Origin of the sequence: Citrobacter sp. Cpo221 (assembly GCF_030332345.1) — a bacterium.
In the GTDB taxonomy this organism is placed as follows: domain Bacteria; phylum Pseudomonadota; class Gammaproteobacteria; order Enterobacterales; family Enterobacteriaceae; genus Citrobacter; species Citrobacter portucalensis.
Genome location: NZ_JAOWIA010000059.1, coordinates 76,052 through 101,580, shown reverse-complemented (window position 1 = coordinate 101,580; position 25,529 = coordinate 76,052). Strand labels below are relative to the sequence as shown.

General features: G+C 52.8%; 23 protein-coding genes. 5 read left to right on the top strand and 18 right to left on the bottom strand.

Annotation, left to right across the window (positions count from 1 at the left end; all coding sequences use genetic code 11):
• Positions 1-55: 55 nt before the first annotated feature.
• Positions 56-880, bottom strand: coding sequence for a glyoxylate bypass operon transcriptional repressor IclR (gene iclR / locus OGY72_RS20550; protein ID WP_003826510.1), 825 nt, complete (start codon positions 878-880; stop codon positions 56-58).
• Between the two features lie 195 nt (positions 881-1,075).
• Here iclR and metH point away from each other — a divergent pair, with 195 nt between their 5' ends.
• Entirely contained in the window at positions 1,076-4,759 is a 3,684-nt protein-coding gene (gene metH, locus OGY72_RS20545) for a methionine synthase (protein ID WP_286549144.1), read from the top strand.
• A 220-nt stretch (positions 4,760-4,979) separates the two neighbouring features.
• Positions 4,980-6,611, top strand: coding sequence for a Na/Pi cotransporter family protein (locus tag OGY72_RS20540; protein WP_003826514.1), 1,632 nt, complete (start codon positions 4,980-4,982; stop codon positions 6,609-6,611).
• A 194-nt stretch (positions 6,612-6,805) separates the two neighbouring features.
• Here OGY72_RS20540 and pepE read toward each other — a convergent pair whose 3' ends face one another.
• The 10 genes from pepE to OGY72_RS20490 form a co-directional block, all read right to left on the bottom strand.
• The gene (pepE, locus tag OGY72_RS20535; RefSeq protein ID WP_191222628.1) at positions 6,806-7,495 is read right to left on the bottom strand and encodes a dipeptidase PepE; all 690 of its coding nucleotides are present in this window, start codon (positions 7,493-7,495) and stop codon (positions 6,806-6,808) included.
• Between the two features lie 109 nt (positions 7,496-7,604).
• The gene (locus OGY72_RS20530; protein ID WP_232018068.1) at positions 7,605-7,820 is read right to left on the bottom strand and encodes an addiction module antidote protein; all 216 of its coding nucleotides are present in this window, start codon (positions 7,818-7,820) and stop codon (positions 7,605-7,607) included.
• Between the two features lie 94 nt (positions 7,821-7,914).
• Positions 7,915-8,727 (bottom strand): shikimate 5-dehydrogenase, encoded by an 813-nt coding sequence (locus OGY72_RS20525; protein ID WP_286549140.1) that lies wholly within the window; start codon positions 8,725-8,727, stop codon positions 7,915-7,917.
• A gap of 1 nt (position 8,728) precedes the next feature.
• Positions 8,729-9,952, bottom strand: a complete 1,224-nt coding sequence (gene sorE, locus OGY72_RS20520) for an L-sorbose 1-phosphate reductase (RefSeq protein ID WP_003826522.1) — start codon at positions 9,950-9,952, stop codon at positions 8,729-8,731.
• Positions 9,953-10,020: 68 nt separating this feature from the next.
• Positions 10,021-10,845, bottom strand: a complete 825-nt coding sequence (locus OGY72_RS20515) for a PTS system mannose/fructose/sorbose family transporter subunit IID (RefSeq protein ID WP_003031641.1) — start codon at positions 10,843-10,845, stop codon at positions 10,021-10,023.
• A gap of 11 nt (positions 10,846-10,856) precedes the next feature.
• Positions 10,857-11,654 carry a PTS mannose/fructose/sorbose transporter subunit IIC gene (locus OGY72_RS20510; RefSeq protein WP_003826527.1) on the bottom strand — a complete coding sequence of 266 codons (798 nt, stop codon included), beginning with the start codon at positions 11,652-11,654 and terminating at the stop codon, positions 10,857-10,859.
• A 65-nt stretch (positions 11,655-11,719) separates the two neighbouring features.
• A complete protein-coding gene (locus OGY72_RS20505) occupies positions 11,720-12,214 on the bottom strand; it encodes a PTS sugar transporter subunit IIB (protein WP_003826529.1) in 495 nt (164 codons plus the stop codon).
• A complete protein-coding gene (locus OGY72_RS20500; RefSeq protein WP_063941214.1) occupies positions 12,214-12,621 on the bottom strand; it encodes a mannose/fructose/sorbose PTS transporter subunit IIA in 408 nt (135 codons plus the stop codon). The genes OGY72_RS20505 and OGY72_RS20500 overlap by 1 nt, the downstream gene beginning before the upstream one ends.
• A gap of 9 nt (positions 12,622-12,630) precedes the next feature.
• Positions 12,631-13,437: an SDR family oxidoreductase gene (locus OGY72_RS20495; RefSeq protein ID WP_008786899.1), complete on the bottom strand. Its 807-nt coding sequence runs from the start codon at positions 13,435-13,437 to the stop codon at positions 12,631-12,633.
• 70 nt (positions 13,438-13,507) lie between these two features.
• Positions 13,508-14,461, bottom strand: coding sequence for a sugar-binding transcriptional regulator (locus tag OGY72_RS20490; protein WP_286549135.1), 954 nt, complete (start codon positions 14,459-14,461; stop codon positions 13,508-13,510).
• Between the two features lie 469 nt (positions 14,462-14,930).
• Between OGY72_RS20490 and rluF the strand changes: the two genes are divergently transcribed.
• Positions 14,931-15,806: a 23S rRNA pseudouridine(2604) synthase RluF gene (gene rluF, locus OGY72_RS20485; protein ID WP_008786901.1), complete on the top strand. Its 876-nt coding sequence runs from the start codon at positions 14,931-14,933 to the stop codon at positions 15,804-15,806.
• Here the strand turns inward: rluF and OGY72_RS20480 are convergent.
• From OGY72_RS20480 to lysC, 7 genes are all read right to left on the bottom strand, one after another.
• A complete protein-coding gene (locus OGY72_RS20480) occupies positions 15,803-16,075 on the bottom strand; it encodes a YjbD family protein (protein ID WP_003826541.1) in 273 nt (90 codons plus the stop codon). The genes rluF and OGY72_RS20480 overlap by 4 nt on opposite strands.
• Positions 16,076-16,148: 73 nt before the next feature.
• Positions 16,149-16,907, bottom strand: coding sequence for a DeoR/GlpR family DNA-binding transcription regulator (locus tag OGY72_RS20475; protein WP_126319545.1), 759 nt, complete (start codon positions 16,905-16,907; stop codon positions 16,149-16,151).
• A complete protein-coding gene (locus OGY72_RS20470) occupies positions 16,894-17,757 on the bottom strand; it encodes a Cof-type HAD-IIB family hydrolase (protein ID WP_126319543.1) in 864 nt (287 codons plus the stop codon). The genes OGY72_RS20475 and OGY72_RS20470 overlap by 14 nt, the downstream gene beginning before the upstream one ends.
• Before the next feature lie 17 nt (positions 17,758-17,774).
• Complete coding sequence (locus OGY72_RS20465) at positions 17,775-18,614, bottom strand: beta/alpha barrel domain-containing protein (RefSeq protein WP_032942081.1); 840 nt, start codon at positions 18,612-18,614, stop codon at positions 17,775-17,777.
• Between the two features lie 27 nt (positions 18,615-18,641).
• Positions 18,642-20,228: a PTS sugar transporter gene (locus OGY72_RS20460; protein ID WP_286549131.1), complete on the bottom strand. Its 1,587-nt coding sequence runs from the start codon at positions 20,226-20,228 to the stop codon at positions 18,642-18,644.
• Positions 20,229-20,471: 243 nt separating this feature from the next.
• Positions 20,472-21,410, bottom strand: a complete 939-nt coding sequence (panS, locus tag OGY72_RS20455) for a ketopantoate/pantoate/pantothenate transporter PanS (RefSeq protein ID WP_126957387.1) — start codon at positions 21,408-21,410, stop codon at positions 20,472-20,474.
• An 87-nt stretch (positions 21,411-21,497) separates the two neighbouring features.
• A complete protein-coding gene (gene lysC, locus OGY72_RS20450; protein WP_003826556.1) occupies positions 21,498-22,847 on the bottom strand; it encodes a lysine-sensitive aspartokinase 3 in 1,350 nt (449 codons plus the stop codon).
• A 314-nt stretch (positions 22,848-23,161) separates the two neighbouring features.
• Here lysC and pgi point away from each other — a divergent pair, with 314 nt between their 5' ends.
• Both pgi and yjbE read left to right on the top strand, forming a co-directional pair.
• Positions 23,162-24,811: a glucose-6-phosphate isomerase gene (gene pgi / locus OGY72_RS20445; protein WP_003826559.1), complete on the top strand. Its 1,650-nt coding sequence runs from the start codon at positions 23,162-23,164 to the stop codon at positions 24,809-24,811.
• A gap of 391 nt (positions 24,812-25,202) precedes the next feature.
• Positions 25,203-25,445: an exopolysaccharide production protein YjbE gene (yjbE, locus tag OGY72_RS20440; protein ID WP_003826562.1), complete on the top strand. Its 243-nt coding sequence runs from the start codon at positions 25,203-25,205 to the stop codon at positions 25,443-25,445.
• Positions 25,446-25,529 lie beyond the last annotated feature (84 nt).

Sequence of the window (25,529 nt, the reverse complement as noted above, 5' to 3'; positions counted from 1 at the left end):
CCTAACCCTGGACAGTAGGCTGGGTTAGGCGTAGCCGCCACCCGGCAACCCCATCTTAGCGAAATCCACCGTACGCCAGCGTCACTTCTTTCGCCGCTTTGATCGCCATGGCGCCAAACTCGGTCACGCGATCGTCGGTAATACGCGAAATGGGTCCGGAGATGGAAATCGCAGCAAACGGCTCGCGGTGCTCGTCATAAATGCACGACGCCACGCAGCGTAGACCCAGCGCATGTTCCTCATCATCAAAGGAATAGCCGCGCTTGCGCGTCTGGGCCAAATCCTCTTTCAGATGCACTGGCGACACCAGCGTGGCGTGTGTATAAGCATGCAGGCCTTTGCGGTGCAGCAGGCCAGTCACTTGTTCTTCGCTCAGTTGGGATAAAAACGCCTTACCCGCACCGGAGGCGTGCATCGGCAGCTTGCCGCCGATAGGCGCGGACATGCGCATCAGTTGGGTGCACTGCACCTGGTCGATAATAATGGCCTGATGATCGCTTTGATCCAGCACGGCCAGGTTTACCGTCTCACCGGAATCTTCCATCAGCTTGCGCAGGATCGGATGGACAATCGCCAGCAGATTACGGCTTTGCAAAAAGCTGCTGCCGACGATGAACGCATGCGCGCCCACGGCCCAGTGGCCTAATTCACCCACCTGACGGACAAAACCCTGCTGCTGCATGGTGGTCAGCAAACGGTGAGTCGTGGAGTTTGGCAGGCCAGCCTGCTGAGCCAGCTCGGTCAGCGCCACGCTGCCGTTCGATTCCGCAATCCACTCCAGCAGCTTCAGGCCGCGGGTCAGAGACTGAACCTGCCCGGTTGCAGGTGCAGTAGCGGCGGCGGGTTTTCTACCGCGTTTCGCGGGGACAGTGGCTACCATGGCAGACTCCTTTTCTGTATCGTGGAAATCATTTTCGTTTTATTCAATTATAATGCAAGAATTCCTGTACTGATCGGATGAGTGAAGCTGAACATGTCTCATGTTGGCCGTTGTTCTCTTTTCCGCCTCTCAGGTTTGTGCCAGTATGGCCTGTTGAGTTTTTTTCGGTCTGGTTGAGCGTTGTCGGGAGCGAGTGTGAGCAGCAAAGTAGAACAATTACGTCAGCAGTTAAATGAACGTATTCTGGTGCTGGACGGCGGTATGGGCACCATGATCCAGGGATATCGTCTGAGCGAAGAGGATTTCCGCGGCGAACGCTTTGCCGACTGGCCGTGCGATCTGAAAGGTAACAACGACCTGTTGGTGCTCAGCAAACCGGAGGTGATTGCCGCCATCCATAACGCCTACTTTGAGGCGGGCGCGGATATCATCGAAACCAACACCTTTAACTCCACGACCATCGCCATGGCGGATTACCAGATGGAATCCCTGTCGGCGGAAATCAACTTTGCGGCAGCCAAACTAGCGCGTGCGGCGGCTGACGAATGGACGGCGCGCACGCCGGAAAAACCGCGCTACGTCGCGGGCGTGCTCGGCCCAACGAACCGTACGGCGTCTATCTCGCCTGATGTTAACGACCCGGCTTACCGCAACATTACCTTTGATCAGTTGGTGGCCGCCTACCGTGAATCCACCAAAGCGCTGGTGGAAGGCGGCAGTGACCTGATCCTGATTGAAACCGTCTTCGATACTCTGAACGCCAAAGCCGCTATTTTCGCGGTTAAAACTGAATTCGAAGCGCTGGGCGTTGAGCTGCCGATTATGCTCTCCGGCACCATCACCGACGCTTCCGGCCGTACGCTTTCCGGCCAGACTACCGAAGCATTCTACAACTCCCTGCGCCACGCCGATGCGCTGACCTTCGGTCTGAACTGCGCGTTAGGTCCGGACGAGCTGCGCCAGTACGTGCAGGAACTGTCACGCATTGCCGAATGCTACGTGACTGCGCACCCGAACGCCGGTCTGCCGAACGCCTTTGGTGAATACGATCTCGACGCCGATACCATGGCGACGCAGATTCGCGAGTGGGCTGAGGCCGGTTTCCTGAATATCGTCGGCGGCTGCTGCGGCACCACGCCGGAACATATCGCCGCCATGAGCCGCGCGGTGGATGGCTTACCGCCGCGCCGCTTGCCGGAAATCCCGGTTGCCTGCCGCCTTTCCGGCCTTGAGCCGCTGAACATCGGCGACGACAGCCTGTTTGTGAACGTCGGCGAGCGTACCAACGTCACCGGTTCGGCGAAATTTAAGCGCCTGATCAAAGAAGAGAAATACAGCGAAGCGCTGGACGTCGCCCGTCAGCAGGTGGAAAGCGGCGCGCAGATCATCGATATCAACATGGATGAGGGGATGCTCGATGCCGAAGCGGCAATGGTGCGTTTCCTCAACCTGATCGCCGGTGAGCCGGATATCGCCCGCGTGCCGATTATGATCGACTCCTCGAAATGGGACGTCATCGAGAAAGGCCTGAAGTGCATTCAGGGTAAAGGCATCGTTAACTCCATCTCGATGAAAGAGGGGGTTGAGACCTTTATCCATCATGCGAAGCTGCTGCGTCGCTACGGTGCCGCGGTGGTGGTGATGGCCTTTGACGAGCAAGGGCAGGCCGACACCCGCGCACGTAAAATCGAAATCTGCCGTCGGGCGTACAAAATTCTTACCGAAGAGGTGGGCTTCCCGCCGGAAGACATCATCTTCGACCCGAACATCTTTGCCGTCGCGACCGGGATTGATGAACACAACAACTACGCGCAGGACTTTATCGGGGCCTGTGAAGACATCAAACGCGAACTGCCTCATGCGCTGATCTCCGGCGGTGTTTCTAACGTTTCATTCTCGTTCCGTGGCAACGACCCGGTACGTGAAGCCATTCACGCGGTATTCCTCTACTACGCCATTCGCAACGGCATGGACATGGGGATCGTCAACGCTGGTCAGTTGGCAATTTACGACGACCTGCCCGCCGAGCTGCGCGATGCGGTTGAAGATGTGATCCTCAACCGTCGTGACGATGGCACCGAACGACTGCTGGAGCTGGCAGAGAAATATCGCGGCAGTAAAACCGACGACACGGCGAATGCCCAGATGGCGGAGTGGCGCACCTGGGACGTGAAAAAGCGCCTCGAATATTCGCTGGTTAAAGGCATCACCGAGTTTATTGAGCTGGATACCGAAGAGGCGCGCCAGCAGGCTGCGCGTCCGATCGAAGTTATTGAAGGACCGCTGATGGACGGCATGAACGTCGTCGGCGATCTGTTCGGCGAGGGCAAAATGTTCCTGCCGCAGGTGGTGAAATCCGCCCGCGTGATGAAGCAGGCGGTGGCCTACCTCGAACCGTACATTGAGGCCAGCAAAGAGAAAGGCTCCAGCAACGGCAAAATGGTCATCGCGACCGTGAAGGGCGATGTGCACGATATCGGCAAAAACATTGTTGGCGTGGTGCTGCAATGTAACAACTACGAAATCGTCGATCTTGGCGTGATGGTGCCAGCGGAGAAAATCCTCAGAACGGCGCGTGAAGTGAATGCCGACTTGATAGGCCTTTCCGGGCTGATTACCCCGTCGCTGGATGAAATGGTCAACGTGGCGAAAGAGATGGAGCGTCAGGGATTCACTATTCCGCTGCTGATTGGCGGTGCGACCACCTCAAAAGCGCACACGGCGGTGAAAATTGAGCAGAACTACAGCGGCCCGACGGTGTACGTGCAGAACGCCTCGCGTACCGTTGGCGTGGTGGCTGCGCTGCTCTCTGACACCCAGCGCGATGACTTTGTCGCCCGTACGCGTAAAGAGTACGAAACTGTGCGTATCCAGCATGCGCGTAAGAAACCGCGTACCCCGCCAGTAACGTTACAGGCTGCCCGCGACAATGATCTGGCCTTCGACTGGGAAAACTACACCCCGCCGGTGGCGCACCGTCTGGGCGTGCAGGAAGTGGAAGCCAGCATCGAAACCCTGCGCAATTACATCGACTGGACGCCGTTCTTTATGACCTGGTCGCTGGCCGGGAAATACCCGCGCATTCTTGAAGATGAGGTGGTAGGAGAAGAGGCGAAGCGCCTGTTCAAAGACGCCAACGACATACTGGATAAACTCAGCGCTGAGAAGACCCTGAATCCGCGCGGCGTGGTGGGGTTATTCCCGGCCAACCGCGTGGGTGACGACATCGAGATTTACCGTGACGAGACGCGTACGCACGTTATCAACGTGAGTCATCACCTACGCCAGCAGACGGAAAAAGTCGGTTTCGCCAACTACTGCCTGTCTGACTTTGTTGCGCCGAAACTGAGCGGCAAAGCGGATTACATCGGTGCTTTCGCGGTGACCGGTGGTCTGGAGGAAGATGCGCTGGCGGATGCCTTCGAAGCCCAGCATGACGACTACAACAAGATCATGGTGAAAGCGATCGCTGACCGTCTGGCGGAAGCGTTCGCAGAATATCTGCATGAGCGCGTGCGTAAAGTCTACTGGGGCTATGCGGCGAATGAGAATCTCAGTAACGAGGAGCTAATCCGCGAAAACTACCAGGGGATTCGCCCGGCACCGGGTTATCCGGCGTGTCCGGAACACACCGAAAAAGCCACCATCTGGGAGCTGCTGGATGTGGAAGCGCACACCGGGATGAAACTCACCGAATCTTTCGCCATGTGGCCAGGCGCGTCGGTCTCCGGCTGGTATTTCAGTCATCCGGACAGCAAGTACTACGCCGTGGCGCAAATCCAGCGCGATCAGGTTGAAGATTATGCCTTCCGTAAAGGCATGAGCGTGGCAGAAGTGGAGCGCTGGTTAGCGCCGAACCTCGGCTATGACGCCGACTGATTCACAAAACTGTCATCTTTCTTTACAACAAACAGGGCGCTCAATGAGTGCCCTGTCTCTTTATTACGTTTAAACCCTTATACTGAAAGGGGGCCGTTGCCGGATGGCGGCGTAAACGCCTTATCCGGTCTGCATAGGGATGATTTGTAGGCCTGATAAGCGCAGCGCCATCAGGCAAATGAGCCTCAAAAAACCATAAAAATAAGGAGAACCTGATTCCGTGTTAACTCTGTTACACCTGCTTTCTGCCGTCGCGATGCTGGTTTGGGGTACGCATATTGTGCGTACCGGCGTGATGCGCGTCTTTGGCGCCCGCTTGCGTACCGTGCTCAGCCGTAGCGTTGAAAAGAAGCCGCTCGCCTTTTGTGCAGGTATCGGCGTAACGGCGCTGGTGCAAAGTAGCAACGCCACCACCATGCTGGTGACCTCGTTTGTTGCACAAGATCTCGTGGCGCTCACCCCTGCGCTGGTCATAGTGCTCGGCGCCGACGTGGGGACCGCGCTGATGGCGCGTATCCTGACCTTCGATCTCTCCTGGCTGTCGCCACTGCTGATTTTTATCGGCGTGATCTTCTTTCTCGGTCGTAAGCAGTCCCGCGTGGGGCAACTGGGGCGGGTTGGTATTGGACTGGGGTTGATTTTGCTGGCGCTGGAGCTGATTGTGCAGGCGGTAACGCCGATCACCCAGGCGAATGGGGTACAGGTTATTTTTGCCTCGCTCACCGGCGATATTATGCTCGATGCGCTGATTGGCGCCATGTTTGCGATTATCAGTTACTCCAGCCTGGCGGCGGTGCTGCTGACGGCCACGCTGACCGCGGCAGGTATTATCTCGTTCCCGGTGGCGTTGTGTCTGGTGATTGGTGCCAACCTCGGGTCCGGCCTGCTGGCGATGTTGAATAACAGCGCCGCTAACGCCGCAGCACGTCGTGTGGCGCTCGGTAGCCTGCTGTTTAAGCTGGTGGGGAGCCTGATTATCCTGCCGTTTGTTCATCCGCTGGCCAATCTGATGGATGAACTGCCGCTGCCGAAATCTGAACTGGTTATCTACTTCCACGTCTTCTACAACCTGGTGCGCTGCGTGGCGATGGTGCCGTTCGCCGAACCGATGGCGCGTTTTTGTAAGCGCATCATCCGCGATGAGCCGGAGCTGGATGCACATCTTAAACCCAAACATCTGGACGTCAGCGCGCTGGATACGCCGACGCTCGCTCTGGCCAATGCCGCCCGTGAAGCCCTGCGTATCGGCGACGCGATGGAGCAGATGATGGACGGGCTGAAGAAGGTGATGCACGGCGAGCCGCGTGAAGAAAAAGAGCTGCGCAGGATGGCGGACGACATTAACGTGCTGTACACGGCAATTAAGCTCTATCTGGCGCGGATGCCAAAGGATGAGCTGGCGGAAGAGGAATCGCGCCGTTGGGCGGAGATTATCGAAATGTCGCTCAACCTTGAGCAGGCTTCCGATATTGTCGAACGTATGGGCAGCGAGATAGCCGATAAGTCGCTGGCCGCCCGCCGGGCATTCTCTGTCGAAGGGCTGAAAGAACTGGATGCGCTCTACGATCAGTTGCTCAGCAATCTGCAGCTGGCGATGTCGGTGTTCTTCTCAGGAGATGTGACCAGTGCCCGTCGTCTGCGCCGCAGCAAGCACCGCTTCCGTATTCTCAATCGTCGTTATTCGCATGCGCACGTTGACCGTCTGCATCAACAGAACGTGCAGAGCATCGAGACCAGCTCGTTGCACCTGGCGCTGTTGGGCGATATGCAGCGTCTGAACTCGCTGTTTTGCTCCGTGGCTTACAGCGTGCTGGAACAGCCGGATGAAGACGATGGGCGGGATGATTTTTGAGTGAGGTGAAGCGGTAGGCCGGATAAGGCATTTATGCCGCCATCCGGCAATGTTGTCGTTTACTTTGTAGGCCGGATAAGGCGAAGCCGCATCCGGCAATGTGCGCTGAACTGCCTGATGGCGCTGCGCTTATCAGGCCTACAGTTGTAGCCCGGATAAGGCGAAGCCGCATCCGGCATCAGACAATAAATCAACTAAAAGCAGTGGCCTGCTTCAACGGCAGCCGCCTCTTCACCCGCTTTGAAGATATACGTGGTGTTCGGGCCGCCAAGCACGGATTGACCGTTACTCACTTTGATCCAGTTACCTTCCGGCAAGCCAATCACCGTCAGCTCTGGTGCCACAACCAGCAGCTCGCGGATACGCTGTTCACGCGTTTCGCCTTTGTGGCCTTCCGGCAGCGCGTTGGTGAAGTGTGGGTTAATTTGCAGCGGGAACAGACCGAGCGCATCAAAGCCTTTTGGATCGACAATCGGCATGTCGTTGGTAGTGCGGATGGTCTGGCAGGCAAGGTTGGAACCCGCGCTCCAGCCGATGTACAGCGCACCGCGTTTGACGACATCTACAATCGGGGCCAACAGACCGCGCTCGCGGCTTTCTTTCAGTAACTGGAAGGTATTACCCCCGCCGACAATCACCAGCTCTGCGTTTTCAATAGCGGCAATCGGGTCGGCAACGGTATGAATACCCGTAACGTTGACGCCCATTGGCGCAAAGATGGCTGCCGTTTTCGCCGTGTACTCATCCCAGGTTTGCGTCACGCCAGCGAACGGAATAAACACCGCCGTACGGCGACCATTCAGTTGTTCAGCAATCAGCGGCAGCGCATGTTCCATCCAGCCTTTGCCCGGCAGCGTCGAGTTACTCAATAAAAGCAGTTCCATCATTTCTCCATGTAATCAGAAAATTACAAACCGCGCTAATGCTACCACTATCAGCCAAACACCTTACTGATATGGCTCACGATGTTGGACGGGGAGATAGAAGCTGATGCTATTTTTTAAGTGTCAATTCAATGCCGAGTACCTTCATCACTGCAAGGGTGGTTTTCAGCGTCGGGTTACCTTTCTCACTAAAAGAGCGATAAAGCTGCTCACGGGATAATCCCGTTTTTGCCGCAATGTTCGCTATTCCCTTAGCGCGAGCCACCACGCCCAGTGCTTTTGCTATGTACGCTGCATCGCCTGTTTCAAGGGCAATTAAATCAATGGGTGGAAGAAAACGGTTCGTTCAGTGATTTTCAAAGGACATTCTGATTAATGGCTATTAGAGCGCCCATCCCTGGCGCTCTGTTCCTGCTTCTTTACCCCGCCCGCGCAAATTTTGCCGCTTCGGCGATTAGCGCGTCATCCGGGCGTACGCCGGTGTACATGGCGAACTGCTCTACGGCCTGTAAGGCAATCACTTCTGCACCGCTGATGGTTTTTTTACCCAACTGCTGTGCCAGCTTAATCACCGGTGTTTCTGGCGGCAGGGCGACCACGTCAAACACAACGCTGGTGGCAGCGACCATCGCTTCGCTGTAGGCCAGTTCATCGCTCTCTTTACCGCCAGCCATGCCGACGGGCGTCACGTTGACCAGAATATCGCAGGTAATCCCTTCCGGCTGCGGCTGCCACTGGAAACCGTACTGTTTTGCCAGCGCCGGGCCACTCTCCCGGTTACGGGCGGCGACGATCACATCGTGAAAACCGGCATCGCGAAATGCGGCGATAACCGCTTTACCCATTCCACCGCTGCCGCGGATCATAACGCGCGCGTGGTTATCAAGCTGGTGGCTGGCAATCAGGCTTTTTACCGCAATGTAGTCGGTGTTAAATCCTGTCAGCGTACCGTTGTCATTGACAATGGTGTTGACGGAATCAATGACTTTTGCGGAAGGATCGATGGCATCCAGAAACGGCATGCAACTCTCTTTAAACGGCATAGAGACCGCACAGCCGCGAATCCCGAGTGCGCGAACGCCTTTCACTGCGGCCTCAATATCCTGCGTAGTAAAGGCTTTGTAGATAAAATTTAACCCTAATTTTTCATACAGATAGTTATGAAAGCGTGTGCCAAAGTTGCCGGGGCGACCGGCAAGCGACATGCACAACTGGGTGTCGCGGTTAATCATGTTAAATCTCCTCGGCGTGAGACAATATGTACTGTTCGGCTTCCTGCGACCAGATCCCCTGATGACGCTCCAGGATATCGCGCAAGGCCGGATCGTCAATCTGGGTGAGCGCAGTTAACGGCAATGCTTTTCCGGTGTAAACCAGTTTTTTACCCCCACCGACTTGCGGCAGTTCCAGCGTTGTTTCACCTGCCGCATTCAATCCCAGAATGTGCGTCACCACTTTTGCCGCCTGAACTTTCTTCTCTTCGATCAGTTTTACCGCCGCGCGCATGTCGTCGGTATTGCCGCCAGATGTCCCAACATAATGGGTGAAGGCATAGTGCACGTCGTAGAAGTTAATCGGCGCGCTAAACTGCTTATCCTGCGGACCGGCAAAGAAGTTCATGCAACCATCCGCAGCCAGCAAAGAAGAGGCCAGCGTGACCAGTTGTTCATTGGGCACAAACACAAAGATGTCATCAAACCCGTGCCCGCCGCTCAGCGCCATCAAGCTGTCATAACTCGCATCCTGCGCGTGGAGATAATGGATCAACGTTTGTGGTTCTGATGGATAGTGCTTGCGGGCGTAGCTCAGCTTGTCGTTATTGGTGTCGGTCACCACCAGCAGCGCTGGGTTAACCGGACCATGCAGCGCGTAGTCGATCGCCAGTAGTCCCATCGGCCCGGTGCCGCCGAGTATCAGTGTACGCCCCTGCGGACGAATGCCCATCTTGTGGTTATAAGTACCTTCCTGTAGGTGATAGTTGGCGTTGAATGCGCCAATCACGCAGGACAGCGGCTCAACCAGCGAGCCTTCAAAATAGGTTTCACCTTCGTAGGCCAACAGGCAGTCCTGCTCCATGACTTCATCAGGAATGATAACGTGCGTGGCTTCACCGCCTACCCACGGGAAGGAGTAGCCGGGGCAGTCCGGGCGATCCGGCAGTTGCAGGTTAGCCTGAATGACATAGCGCTGGCCGGGCTGAAACTTATGCTGCCATTTTTTCCCCACGGCAATAATATCGCCGCAAAACTCGTGACCGATGATGATCGGGTTGGTGGCTACATCGTCCGGCACCTTTTTGTGGTTCTCGCCCTGGTTAGCCTCTTTCCAGGAGGAAAGGCACAGGCTGTCGGTTACGACTGAGGCCAGAATTTCATCGTCCTGCATTTCAGGAAGATCGAAGGTTTCCAGGCGCAGATCGCGTTTACCATAAAGGCGTAAAGCTGTTGTTGTTTGCATTGTTACCACCTCTTCCTCTTTCGAGGACTATTTGTTGAAGTTGCCCCGGCATTGCCGGAGCGAAAAAATCAGGACAGGAAGCCCAGCGCGTTACCGATAATCCCCAGCGCAAACAGGGCGAAGATCAGCCATACCGGATTAATTTTCTTGTTAAGCAGACGCACCATCAGCAGCGTCAGACCCAGCGCCAGCAGGCCGGGGCAGAGTTGGTCGAGAATGTTCTGCACGGTCATGGTGACGGTGGTGCCGTCTGCGCCAGGCGTTTGCGATACCACCAGCGGCACGTTGATGCTGGTCCATTTGGTGACCAACACCCCCATGACAAACAGGCCGAGAATCGATGCGCCTTCGGTCAGTTTCTGCAGCAGGTTGCCGCCCATGTCGCTGACGATATTGACCCCTTTACGAAAGCCAAGCTGTAAGCCGTACCACTTCATGGCAAGACGTACTGCATTGAAAATAAAGAAGAACAATAGTGGGCCGAGAATGTTTCCGGACAGCGCCAGCGATGCGCCGAGCGCGGCGGTAATCGGGCGCAATGTTCCCCAGACCAACGGGTCGCCAACACCGGCCAGCGGGCCCATCAGCCCAACTTTGATGCCGTTGATGGCGCCGTCGTCAATTTCCGCACCATTGGCGCGAGCTTCTTCCATCGCGGCGGTCACGCCAATCACCGGGCCGCACACGGCAGGCGTGGTGTTGAAAAACACCAGGTGGCGTTTGAGTGCTGCAACCTGGTCCTCTTTCAGCGGATACAGGCGCTTGATGGCAGGGATCATGTCGTAGCAAAAGCCCAGCCCATGAATGCGTTCAAAGTTAAATGACGCCTGTTGCAGGTTGGAGCGAACAAACATGCTAAACAGGTCGGATTTGGTTAGTTTTTTCTGTTCCATGGCTGGCTCCATTAGTCATCAAGCTGATCGAGAGCTTGAGAAGAGGCGGGTTGCGCCTGCGGTTCGGCTTTACGCCACTGTGGGTTCAACTGGATGTAGACCAGCGCGATAATCACGCCAACCCCACCGAAAGCCAGCAGGCTCAAATCGAGATACCCCCCAGCGATAAATCCGAGGAAGAAGAAGGGCATCAGGTACTTCACGCCCATCATGCGCAGCACCATGGCGTAGCCGACCACCACGATAAAGCCACCGGCAATCTGCAATCCGCGGGTGACGAATTCCGGAATGGCGTTGAGCATATTGCTGACCATATCGGCGCTGACAAACAGCGAGACGATTAATGCAGGAATGGCAACGCGCAGCGCCTGTACGCCGAGAGCGGAAACGTGCAGCATGTCGATGGTGCGAAAGCGGGCGTCTTCGGCTGCTTTATCCGCCGCGTGCTGGAACACCACGGTGATGGTACGGGCAAAGACAGTTAGTACCTGACCTGCCGCCGCGACTGGCAGGGCGATGGCGATACCGGTAGCAATGCTTTGCTGACCGACGATAACCAGAATGGCGGAGATAATACTGGCGAGCGCCGAATCGGGAGACTGCGCTGCGCCGACGTTCATCCAACCAAGCGCGATTAACTCCAGCGTGCCGCCGAGCATAATCCCGGTTTTTAAATCACCAAGGATCAGGCCGATAACGGTACAAGCAATTAGCGGACGGTGGGTCTGGAACTCATCCAGCACGCTGCCCATTCCGGCAATACAGGAAAATAGGAATATGGCGATAATTTGTAGGGTACTTATTTCCATAATATGTCACCTTGTGAATGTGATCATCCCTGCCTGTTAAAGCATAAGAACACAGGCATTTTTATTTATTCAGCGAACGATTGTTCTTCTATTTTTTCGAGAATATTAATAGATGGATCGGATGCGACGACGCGTAAATCCAGCGTGACACCCAGTTTAGCTAATTCTCGAAACGCATTAATGTCGTCACTGTCTAAAGAAACGGCTTTAGTTAATTGTTTTTTACCCGGTCGCCAGGCCATACCGCCAATATTTAACGTGGCGATTTTCACGCCTTGCTTGACCATTGCTAATGCATCCTGTGGGCGGGTAAACAGATAAAAAACGGTTTCGTTCTGGTATTGCGGATTATGGTAAACCGCGACCGCCTTTTCGATATTAACGACGTTCACTTTTATTCCCGGTGGGGCGGCCTGACGTAATAATGTGCGACGTACTTCATCGTTATAAACGTCGTCATTACAGATAATAATCCGTTGGGCATTCGCCACCTTCGACCAGACAGTGGTGACCTGACCGTGGATCAGGCGGTCATCAATACGAGCAAGGGTAATGTTCATCAGAAATCCTCTTCGGCCGTTTCCAGATGCTTCCAGACGACACAGGTTTGTTGAGCAATGGTCGTCAGGTGTTCGCACAGTTCATCCACATTCATATTGCTTTGGTTGTCTACCAGTTCCAGCGCCAACGGCAGTGATAACCCGCTAATGACCCGTATCGCCGGATTGTGCATCGCCAGCGTCGCAGCGGCATTCCAGGGACTGCCACACTGCAAATCGACGGCAATCAGCCATTCATCGCCAGTGTGAATACTTACTAACTTTTTTAGCTTTTCCACAATGTCGCTGGCGTTCTCTCCGGGGACAAATGCCACGGCTTCAACGTTGGCATCACCGTAGACCATCTGTACCGATTCCAGCATGGCGCAGGCCAGTTTGCCGTGAGCACAGAAGATTGCATTGACCATAAAATCTCCTTAGCCGCGCGTTTTTCCGCCCGCAATGTTAGTGGTTACTCCGGTGATGTAACTGGCACGTTCAGATAATAGATAACAAACAAAATCAGCGACTTCGCTTAAGCGTCCTGAACGACCAATCGGGATCGCGTTCTTGGTGTAGCCCTCGCGCAGCTGTTCGACGGTGATGTTGCGGGTCCAGGCCAGCGCTTCTTCATACTCGGGGGTCCGCAGTCCGGTTTTTTCCAGAATGCCAGGTGCAATGCCAACTACACGGATGCCGTGTTTGCCCAACTCTTTCGACCAGGAACGGGTAAAGCTATTCAATGCGGCTTTGGTCGCGGCGTAACAGCTTTGACCTTCAGAACCTTCCAGTCCGCTTTCAGAAGAGACATTCACAATCACGCCGTTACGCTGTTTTACCATTTGGCGTGCCGCTGCCTGCGACATTAAGAACACACCTTTCTGGTTGATATTAACCATTTTTTCAAAAGCAGCTTCGTTGAGTTCGTATTGCCCGGCGGGTGCTTTTTCATCGACCAGCAGACGCGGAAAATTAACGCCAGCATTATTTACCAGCCCATCAATACGTCCGTAGCGTTGGATAATTTCAGCGACCGTATGATTAACCTCTTTAGCGCTGGAAATATCCGTTGGCCAGAAATGATACCCGTCATGGCTATCGTATTTACCTTCTCCGCCATGAATATCTGCCATTTGCACATTAGCGCCTTGCGCTAATAACTCCTCGACAATCGCCAGACCAATTCCGGATGCACCACCGGTAACAATAATGACTTTGCCCTGCAAGTTTAACCACGTTTGCATAATTAACTCCCGATTTCAGATAAGGGGACCCCACATAAAATTAATTATGTCAGGACCAATTAGAATTTATTTACTTCAACAATAATTCAGCGGTATGGCTGTTGGTGACTAAACAGTTAATATAACTTCCACGTAATGCGCCTAATATCCCACTGTATTTTTCTTCACCCATTGCAATGCTAATGGAGTAACGCGCCTGTTTTAATTTATTGGTTTCGATGGAGAGCGTCTTTTCACTCATATTGGTCTCTACGGTTACACCGTTGATATCGTAAAAGCGCGAGCAAATGTCTCCGGCGACCTGGCGAGCATGCAGGTCATCACTCTCTTCACTGCCGTAAAAAGCGTGCCAGTTGGCGCCATCACGTATCGCCGGAGATCCAATCCCGACCAGCGCGATGTCCAGATTATCCCAATAAGCGGAAATCGATTTAAAATGTCGTGACTGCATAATCCCGTTACGGATCAGCGGGTTTTCCAGCAGTGCCGGGAAATCTGCCAGGTGTGATTCCCCTTTGAGCTTTGCCGCAGCGCCGTAGGTCAGCGTATTGACGTGGTAGCGGCTTTCAAGTTTGCCGGATGGTCCGCCGATAATCGGCACACAGATCAGCTGGCGCGACTGGCTGGCAGGAGATAATCCTTCCACCAGTCCCCGTACCGCGCGGCCCCATGAGAACCCGATAATGTCCCCAGGTTCCAGTAAGCGTTCCAGCAACTGTGCGCCATGTGCGCCCATCATATTAAGTTGTTCATCTTCCTGCTCGCTATCGCAGGAGACTACGACCGCCTCTTTCAGGCCAAATTTCTGTTTTAGCTGCTGTTCCAGCCACAGATTTTCGTTGTAGTCGTAATTAATGGCGATGGTGACGATACCCTGCTCGCGTCCACGTTTTAGTAACCGGCTGATCGTGGTGCGATAAATACCCAGCTCGCGAGCTATTTGCGCTTGTGTCATATCCTGTTCGTAATACAGCTGCGCTATTTTTACGATCAGGCGGATATCATCGCTGTTTTCCGTCGCCATTTTTGGACTCCTGCACATTTGTGCAAATCACGAAATTGCCTTCTTGATCTGATATAACCCCATCTGTTCTCCATCTCAAAGCTATTTTCACTTATTTCATCGTCCTGAAATGACCGATTGTGTTGCACATTTGATGTGGTGATGGTGCGTTGTCGGCACAGATGTGCATGCCTCTCTAATGTATTGATTCTGCTTGTTTTCACTCAACAAAATTGCAGGGATGGAGCGCTGACACTTTTGTGTCAAAAGGTGTGACGGATCACAAATAGCGCGTGGGTAGTCGAACACGATTATTTTTTATCGTCCGCAAGGTAGGGTATATTTCGCTTTTAATACACAAAGTCATTCAAGTTGTATCAAGGCGGCAAGGGAGCGAACCCCCGGGAGCATAGATTGCTATGTGACCTGGGTGAGTGAGGGTAGCCAACGCAGAGACAGCTTGCAGGATGAAGTGTATACAGGAGAAATTATGCTGCCCGACTCATCTATCCGATTAAATAAATACATCAGTGAAAGCGGAATCTGCTCGCGTCGCGAGGCGGATCGCTTTATCGAACAAGGGAATGTCTTCCTGAATGGTAAACGCGCCACCATCGGCGATCAGGTGATGCCTGGCGACGTCGTAAAAGTAAATGGTCGGTTGATTGAGCCGCGTGAAGCGGAAGATCTGGTTTTTATCGCGCTGAACAAGCCGGTAGGGATTGTCAGCACCACGGAAGACAGCGAACGCGACAACATTGTTGATTTCGTGAATCACAGCAAGCGCGTGTTTCCAATTGGCCGTCTGGACAAAGATTCCCAGGGACTTATCTTTCTGACCAACCACGGCGACCTGGTGAATAAAATCCTGCGTGCCGGTAACGATCACGAAAAAGAGTATCTGGTGACGGTCGATAAGCCGGTCACTGATGACTTTATCCGTGGGATGGGGGCCGGTGTGCCCATTCTCGGTACCGTCACCAAAAAATGTAAGGTGAAGAAAGAAGCGCCGTTTGTGTTTCGCATTACGCTGATTCAGGGACTTAACCGTCAGATCCGTCGTATGTGCGAACACTTTGGCTATGAAGTTACCAAGCTTGAGCGTACGCGAATCATGAACGTTGGTTTGTCCGGCCTGCCGCTTGGTGAATGGCGCGACCTGACAGATGACGAACTGATCGATCTGTTCAAGCTGATTGAGAACTCGTCCTCAGAAGCCAAACCGAAGGCGAAAGCGAAGCCAAAAACCGCAGGCATTAAGCGTCCGGTGGTGAAAATCGAAAAATCAGCGGAGAAAGAAAAATCGCGCCCGGCGGCAAACGGTAAGCGTTTTACCTCTCCGGGGCGTAAGAAGAAGGGACGCTAACGTCTGCCGCGCGTCGGCGTATTTGCTGACCAGGAAAACGATGCTTCCGCATCCGGTTTATAGGCCTGCTTTTTCTTCAACTGGCGGGCTTTTTTAGCTTCTGCTTCGCGCAAGGCCATCAGTTTATCGATGTACTCTTTCTTGATGCTGTTGGTCTCTGCGTTGGTCAGCAGACGACCATGCGCAATGCGCGCGCGGTCGAGCAGCGTTTTCAGTTCACGCTGTTCGCGCTCGGTCATCTCTTTTTGGGTAATGCGGGGGAGTGCCATATGGGTGCCCTCTGTTAGCCGATATCCTCAGTGTACGGTAATCCAGAACCTGCTGATAGCGTCATGCATTGTATTATTCAGCAATACGTAATTTTCCGGCGAAGTCCTGCTGTGTATAGCCCGTTGTTCTGAATCGCTTGTCTGTGATGATGTTATCGATCTCTTTTAATGTGGCGATACACATCACACCGTCCTGGCCAAATTTTGTATGGTCGGCAAGAATTACCGACTTTTTACTCATAGCAATCATTGATTTGGCAACATAGGCTTCATCGAAGCTTTTCACCAGCACACCATGTTGAGGTGAAACACCGCCCGCGCCGATGAAGCAGATATCTGCGTGAATAGTGTTTATTTGCTGACAAACGGAAACGCCGAGATTGGCACGGAAATGGTAGTCATATTCACCACCTAATACATAAACGCGCGCTTTAAGATTATGTTCTTTGATTTTATCGGCAATTAAGGCTGAGTTGGTAATTACGGAATAGGCCAGAGGAGGTAATTGTTCGGCCAGAATAAGATTGGTGGTACAAGAATCAATGAATAAAGTATCGTGCTCGCTGACCATCCCGGCGGCAAGTTTACCAATTGCCATTTTCTCTTCGCGGTGTATATCAATCCGCGCGCCAAATTCATCTTCCTGAACAACCTGCTTTTTGACGGCTCCGCCGTGAATCTTAGTAATTTGCCCTTCAGACTCCAGAATGGAGAGGTCGCGGCGAATGGTCTCTGATGTGACTTTTAACGTTTCCGATAATTTGATAACCGTCACTTCACCGAATTTATTTAATTCATCGAGGATATGTTTTCTTCTTTTAATCGGGTTCATTATTTTCCGCCAACGTCGTGCTTTGGCGCATGGTAACTGGATGTGCAGAGCAACGCAACCACTCCAGCGCACAGACAAAACCCTCATCATCATTAGAGGCAGTCACATAGCTGGCTTGTCGTTTTACTGCCTCAGGTGCATTCCCCATTGCAATACCAATGCCGGCGGCGGAAAACATACTGATATCGTTTTGCTGGTCGCCAATCGCCGCAACCTTTTCTGCTGTTATATTTAGCTGGCGCATTAACATGCTAATAGCATAACCTTTATTTATTTCGCTGCGTTGGATATCAATGTAATTCTCCCCAGTGATAGTCGCTGTATAGCCATAAGGCAATTTATTATTCACTTCTGCACATAGTGCATTTATTTTTAACTGCTCGGTAACGAGTGTGATTTTATAAATATCCTGCCGATTTAAAATATTTCCAGGCGCTGCCAAAATAAGTGGTAATTCAAATAAACGGGCTTCATAAGTTGTCCATGGCGCAATCTGTTGGTCGCAACGATGATAAATAGCATCGGCGCTAAAAAAGTGATGAGGACAGAGGGAAAGCGAAATATGCCGGTCAATATCCCGAAGATTCATACAAGAGAGCGCTGCAGTATGAATATTGTGCTGCTGCGCCATCTCGAGGATCTGACCTCCGTTGAAGCCTGCGCACCAGCCAAACAGCGTATTAACCTGCTGCTGCTGTAGCAGGCGCATCATAGAGGAGACCGGTCTGGCGGAACAGGCGGCCAGCAGGCCACCGCGCTGGTGGAATTCAATGAGTGCCTGACGTGTGCGTGGACTGATTGTCTTTTGCGAAGTCAGTAGTGTTCCATCCAGATCGGTGACCAGTAACATGCTTATTTCCCTTAATCTCAATGCGCAATAAACGGCGTGACAGCCTCTTTGGCGGCGTTGCAGACCATATTGTCGATTGCCGTACCGACGACCAGAATATTGACCCCGGTATCCTTAAACGCTTTGGCATTGGCGAGGTTAATTCCGCCTTCCGCCAGCGTCGGCACGCTTACCGCGCCGACCAGCGCCCACAGGCGATCTTTAATGGCTTGCGGAATATCACCTGCGGCTACGCCTTCGTAGCTCATACCGGTCATTAAACCAATCATGTCGACGCCTATCTCCTGCATCCGTTTTGCTACGCTGGCGACCTCTTCCGGAGTACGCGCAGGAATACCGAAAGTATGCAGGTCATCCGGGTGACCAATATAAGCATCAACGGTCAGGCCATACTGATGGGCGAGATTAACGATGTCCTGTAGATCGTCCCAGTCGGATTTATGGGTGTGTAAGCCATCGGCACCAGCACGGGCAATCTCCAGTATCTCTGTTTCCGTGAGCGGGACCGGTAACGTTTCGGTAAAGCCACCTGCGATACCGACAGTAATGAAGATATCGTCAGGAACCACATTACGTACGCCATGTACTGCTTCGGCCATCTGGCTGTTAGTAATTTCGTGGCGGATTTGTTCCGCCGCGTGCATGTTGCTCACCCCCTTATGCCCACGCGCCAGCGCCAGTGCGGGATGGTTCGGTTCGAGCAGCTTAACGCCCGCCTCACATACTGCCTTTGCCAGACGCGCATCGTCGCCGGTTATCCCTGTGCTGAGGATGGTCTGCCCGCCGTGCAGCGTGATGGCATCTTTCACTTTCTGTAACGCTTTAGCGCGTTTTTTATTCATATCGCCTTTAAACATGGTGTACCTCTGGTGTTGGTGCATTAATTAATGGGCTGACGCGGTAGATTCTTTCTGTGCTACAGCCTTAAAACGGTTGGCAATAATGGTGGAAATACAGGTCAGGCCCATGACGGTAACCATCACAATCGCCATTTGCAGCGCATTGCTGGATAAGAACGGAGAGGCAAATGCGGGGACATAAGCCACGCCTTTAACGTTAAAGAAACCCAGCATCATGCCGCCCAGACCGGCCCAAACGATTGCTGAACCAAAGACAATTTTGTTGGCAAACATGAACGGATAGGCCGATTCAACGAAGGTCCCAAAGCCGAGGTTGATAAGCAGGCCGGGTGTCGCGACGGCAGCTTCGCTTTTTTCTCGTGGTGCGATGACGTTAGCCAGGTTGATTCCTGCAGCAACCATCACCAGGCCTACCATATCGACAGCGCCGAGGAAGCTGACTCCGGATTTTTCCATTTCCAGGAGCACCAGCGGCAGAATGACTGCGTGATAGACTCCCCCCAGAATAGCTGGCCAGATAACCAACCCAGCCAGCAGGCCGGCAAGAATAGGGCTGAAGGCCAGCGTGGTTTCGATAGCCAGTTTGATGTAATTACCTGCTGACAGCGCCAGTGGACTCAGCAGATAGTGCATGATTAAGCCAGCGGCCAGGCCCGAGATCCCACCCGCTACAATGTTGACGGTGGTCATCGGAAAGCGCCAATTCAGGCATAGTTCAAACAGCCAACGAACGAAAATCCCGGCCATCAAACCACCGATGATCCCGCCAATCAGACCACCTTCGACGGAAAGCACCCCGGCGACCACCCCGGCAACAATAGAGACTTCATCCAGTTCCGAAATCTGTTTTGCTGCGAGAACCGCAACTAAAACCGGCAGGCCCTTCAGCAGAATTTCAAATATATCGTTGAGTTTTTCCAGGCCAGGAATGTGACTGAGTGCGAGCACGATTGCCATAGCGATAAAGCCCGGCAGCGCAGGGATCATTATGCTGCGAATATTGAAGCGCTTAAGCAGACTTTTTCCAGAACCGCCCTGTGAAGGAGAAGCACTGCCCAACTGTGGTTTGTATTTAACACCCCAGTGCTTACACAGTGATGCGATGAAGGAAACTGCGCGGGTTCGACTGGTGGTACCCGTCGTGCCCGATGTTGCGACGACATTTGCCCCCTTTGCCGCCACTAGCGCCATTGAGGTCCCGCCGGTGCCAACAATCGGTGTTTTCATTTCAACAGCTGCGGCAAAGACAGCCTGGTTGGCCTTCACCGGATCGGCGCTCATCACGATGATCCCGTCGATCTCACCGTTACGGATCATCTCAGCAATCCTGAAATCGCTCTCAACTACCGAGTCGTTCACTTCTGAAAGTTTGCCCTGAAATATCCTTTGTGGTTTTTGTTGGTTTTCTGTGGTTAGTGCAAATACCGACGCTGGCGTGTGAGCTTTGGCAACGTCCATTGAGGCTTCTGCCGCAATGAACTGCACAGCGGCAACTTCAACTCCTGCGGCTTCGCACTGCTGGTAAATTTCCTGGAGTAGCTTTTTTGGTTCAGCGCCACCCAGGTTGTAGAGGTTGCCTCCACTGCTTCCAATAATCGCAATTTTTTTCATAGCGGCCTCGAAGATAGGGTAAGGGTTTATCTGTGTTGTAGTGGAATCATATTCCCAATTAAAACAAACCAAATCAACATGCGAAAAATGATTTAACTGGGATTTGAAACGGGTTTATTTGTATATTTGATTGAAATATAACAATTAAATAATTATTTTGTTTTGTGTTGATATTTGTTGTTTTGTGATGAGAGTCAAATGCAGGTAGGGAGAAATGGAGGATGCCTCCTCCATTTATGAAGATTAGTGTTGTTTTACTGCGTGTGGTTTCTCTTCAATCGGCTTGCCGGACCAGTAGCCTGCCAGCAGCGAACCGGAAAGGTTGTGCCAGACGGAGAACAACGCACCAGGCAGGGCAGCGAGCGGGCCAAAGTAGATCTTGCCCAGCGCAGCGGCAAGTCCTGAATTCTGCATGCCCACTTCGATAGCCAACGTACGGCAGGTTGACTCGTCGAAACCAAACAATTTTCCACCCCAGTAGCCGCCGAGCAGGCCAATGGTGTTATGCAGGATTACGGCGATAATCACCACAAAGCCGACCGACGCAATGTGCGAGGCAGAACCCGCCACGACGGCGCTGATGATCGCCAGAATGCACACCATAGAAAATGCGGGCAGATAGGGTTCCACGGCTTTTACGACGCGTGGGAACAGATGGTGAATGACCAACCCCAACGCAATCGGAATGACCACGATCTGCAGAATACTCAGCAGCATACCCATCACATCTACCTGGATATGCGCATCGACATACAGTCGCGTCAGCAGCGGAGTGGCTACAACACCGACCAACGTTGAAACCGATGAAATAGTCACAGAGAGGGCCACATCGCCTTTCGCCAGATAGATCATAACGTTTGATGCTGTTCCGCTGGCGACGCTACCGACCAGCACCATCCCTGCGGACAGTTCCGGCGGCATATTAAATGCCAGCGCTAAAATCCATGCGGCGAGCGGCATCACCAGATAGTGCAGGAAAATACCCGCCGCGACTGGTGCAGGACGTGAGAGTACGCGTTTAAAGTCGTCTACCTTCAGGTGAACGCCCATACCGAACATGATCAGCATCAGTAACGACGGCACGAATGGCCCGACAGGCGTAAAGGTGGTGGGCGTGTAATACGCAACAACAGAGAGCAGCAGTGCCCATAACGGGAACAGCCGCGTGAGAGTAGCGAGCATGTTATATTCCTTGCGATTGAAATGTGTTGTTATAAAAAAGCCGGGTTCGAGCCCGGCTATCGTTATTGTTTATTGCGTGATGAAATTTTATTCAAACAAATTATGGTGCAGCTTCTGTACCACTTGTTCGGCTTCAGTACCGGGCACCAGGAAGCACAGGTTATGGCTGGATGCGCCGTAGCAAATCATGCGGATGTTGAACGGTTCCAGTACGCCGAACACCTCTTTACCCACGCCACAGGCTTTGGACAGGTCGTTGCCAATCAGTGCCACCAGCGCCAGGCCTTCTTCCACTTCAACCCGACACAGGGCAGACAGTTCCATCAGCAGAGACTGTGTTAACAGTGTATCGCCGGTGGAGGTGGAGCCTGTAGTATCCAGCGTCAGCGCCACGCTGACTTCGGATGTGGTAATCAAATCTACCGAGATATTGTGGCGTGCCAGGATGCCGAACACTTCCGCTAAAAAGCCGCGAGAGTGCAGCATATTCAGGCTATGCAGCGTTAGCAGCGTTTGCTTACGGCGCAGTGCCAGCGCCCGGAACAGCGGTGGATTCGCGGTTTTATTGCATACCAGCGTACCGCCTGCTTTTGGATCCTTACTGGAGCCAACAAACACCGGGATATCGCTACGCACGGCTGGCAACAACGTTGCCGGGTGCAGCACTTTCGCGCCAAAGGTCGCCATTTCTGCGGCCTCTTCAAAGGCGATTTCATCAATACGCTGCGCCGCCGGAACAACGCGCGGATCGGTCGTGTAAATGCCTGGAACATCGGTCCAGATATCGACGCGCGTGGCGTGCAGCGCTTCGGCCAGCAGGGCAGCCGTATAATCGCTCCCGCCGCGCCCCAACGTGGTGGTGCGGCCTTTGCCTTCACTGCCGATAAAGCCCTGAGTAATCACCAGACCTTCGCTCAGACGTGGGGCCAACTGGAGCGTTGCCAGTTCGGCTAGCGCCGCGACGTCAGGCTCTGCGCGGCCAAAACGATCGTTGGTGCGCATCACTTTACGTACGTCAAACCACTGCGCCTGCACGTTGCGCTCACGCAGGATCTCGACGAACAGCAGGGTAGACATCAGTTCACCGTGGCTGACCAGTTCGTCGGTCAGCGCGGTTGAGGTCGCCAGTGACGCCGCTTCTGCCAGCGTGGTGATGTTTTCCAGCAGACGTTCGATCTCTTCACGGATCACGTTTGGATAACGCAGGCGTTCCAGAATATTGAACTGAATTTGACGAATGGCATCGAGTTTTTCGAAGCGCGCGGTTGGCTCCAGCCCTTCAGCCAGTGCGACCAGCAGGTTGGTGATTCCCGCAGAAGCGGAAAGTACCACTACACGGACGTTAGCATCAGAAAGCACTACATCAGCGCTGCGATTCATGGCATCAAAATCCGCCACGCTGGTACCGCCAAATTTGGAGACAACTACATCAGTCATAACTACCTCGTGTCAGGGAATGAATAGAGCGACCATGGCACATAAGGCAGAACAGAAACCGGTGCAGGCGCAAATGCAAATACCGTATTTATAAATAAAATGTGTAGCTTGCACTGTCAACGCTGGGATTATGCGGATTTTTCATGCTGCAACTGCGTTGAGTAACGGTACTAATAACAACGCTGATAACCGCTATACTTTTTAGCCACGTTTGGCGGATGCCCTGGCAATGGCATTAAAACAATCACACTTTTCTGTGACTGGCGTTACAATCGATCTCAGTCACAATTCTCAAAATCAGAAGAGTATTGCTAATGAAAAACATCAATCCAACGCAGACCTCAGCCTGGCAGGCACTACAAAAACACTTTGAAGAAATGAAAGACGTTACTATCGCGGATCTTTTCGCGAAAGATAGCGATCGTTTCACTAAGTTTTCCGCGACGTTTGACGATTTGATGCTGGTGGATTTCTCCAAAAACCGCATCACTGAAGAGACGCTGGCTAAACTGCAGGATCTGGCGAAAGAAACCGATTTGGCGGGCGCCATCAAGTCCATGTTCTCCGGTGAGAAAATCAACCGCACTGAAGACCGTGCCGTGCTGCACGTGGCGCTGCGCAACCGTAGCAATACGCCTATCATCGTTGACGGCAAAGATGTCATGCCGGAAGTGAATGCTGTGCTGGAGAAGATGAAATCCTTCTCTGAAGCGATCATCTCCGGAAGCTGGAAAGGCTATACCGGTAAAGCCATCACTGATGTAGTAAACATCGGTATCGGCGGTTCTGACCTCGGCCCGTTCATGGTGACCGAAGCGCTGCGTCCGTACAAAAATCACCTGAACATGCACTTTGTGTCTAACGTCGATGGTACGCACATTGCCGAAGTGCTGAAGAAAGTGAACCCAGAAACCACGCTGTTCCTGGTCGCTTCCAAAACCTTCACCACCCAGGAAACCATGACCAACGCCCACAGCGCGCGCGACTGGTTCCTGGCGACCGCAGGCGACAACAAGCACGTTGCCAAACACTTCGCTGCGCTTTCCACTAACGGTAAAGCGGTTGGCGAGTTCGGTATTGATACTGCCAATATGTTCGAGTTTTGGGACTGGGTAGGCGGTCGTTACTCCCTGTGGTCTGCAATCGGTCTGTCCATCATCCTGTCCGTAGGCTTCGACAACTTTGTTGAGCTGCTCTCCGGTGCGCATGCGATGGACAAACACTTCTCCACCACTCCGGCTGAGAAAAACCTGCCGGTGCTGCTGGCGCTGATCGGTATCTGGTACAACAACTTCTTCGGTGCCGAAACCGAAGCGATTCTGCCGTATGACCAGTATATGCACCGTTTCGCGGCTTACTTCCAGCAGGGCAACATGGAATCCAACGGTAAATACGTTGACCGTAACGGCAATGCGGTGGATTACCAGACTGGCCCAATCATCTGGGGTGAGCCGGGTACTAACGGCCAGCATGCGTTCTACCAGCTGATCCACCAGGGCACCAAAATGGTTCCATGCGATTTCATCGCGCCGGCCATCACCCACAACCCGCTGTCGGATCACCATCCGAAACTGCTGTCTAACTTCTTCGCGCAAACCGAAGCGCTGGCATTCGGTAAATCTCGTGAAGTGGTTGAGCAGGAATACCGCGACCAGGGTAAAGATCCGGCAACGTTGGACCACGTTGTGCCGTTCAAAGTGTTCGAAGGTAACCGCCCAACGAACTCCATCCTGCTGCGCGAAATCACCCCGTTCAGCCTGGGTGCGCTGATTGCACTGTACGAACACAAAATCTTCACTCAGGGCGCTATCCTGAATATCTTCACCTTTGACCAGTGGGGCGTTGAGCTGGGCAAACAGCTGGCGAACCGCATTCTGCCAGAGCTGAAAGATGGTTCAGAAGTGAGCAGCCACGACAGTTCTACCAACGGTTTGATTAACCGTTATAAGTCCTGGCGTGCCTGATAGCACACACTTGTAGGCCGGATAAGGCGTTTAGCCGCATCCGGCATTAATGAAATAAAAAGCCGATATTAATATCGGCTTTTTTGTAAGAATGCTCCAGGATATCTACGTTTTAACTTCATACCTTAATTGAGCTTAATCCTAAAATAACTTTATTAATGTTATTCAATTTCTTATTTTTTCGGATTTACCGGATGTTGCATTTTAATTTTTATATTTTAATTTGTTGATTTAGTTGTCTTTATTGTATTTTTTAATCATTTTTCCTTTCGTTATCTAATTATCCTAAATTCCCGCATGGCGTAATTTGCACACTTTGGTTTGTGTATACTCGATCTCGCCCGAAATTCTTTTGGGTAAATCTCCATTCATACAATGAAGGGAATTTTTAATGAAAAAAGTTCTGTATGGCCTGTGGGCTATATCTGCGCTTGCGGCGACTTCTGTCTATGCTGCCCCCGTTCAGGTGGGTGAGGCGGCAGGGTCGGCTGCCGCGTCGGTTTCGGCAGGAAGTTCCTCCGCAACCAGCGTGAGCACCGTAAGTTCTGCAGTGGGGGTCGCCCTGGCGGCGACCGGTGGTGGCGATGGTTCTAATACCGGAACTACAACCACTACAACCACCAGTACCCAGTAATAAAGGTACGTTTAATTCTAACCACACTTCGGTGTGGTTATTTTGGAATTGCCAAAAGTCTGTGGGATTTGTAGACCGGGTAAG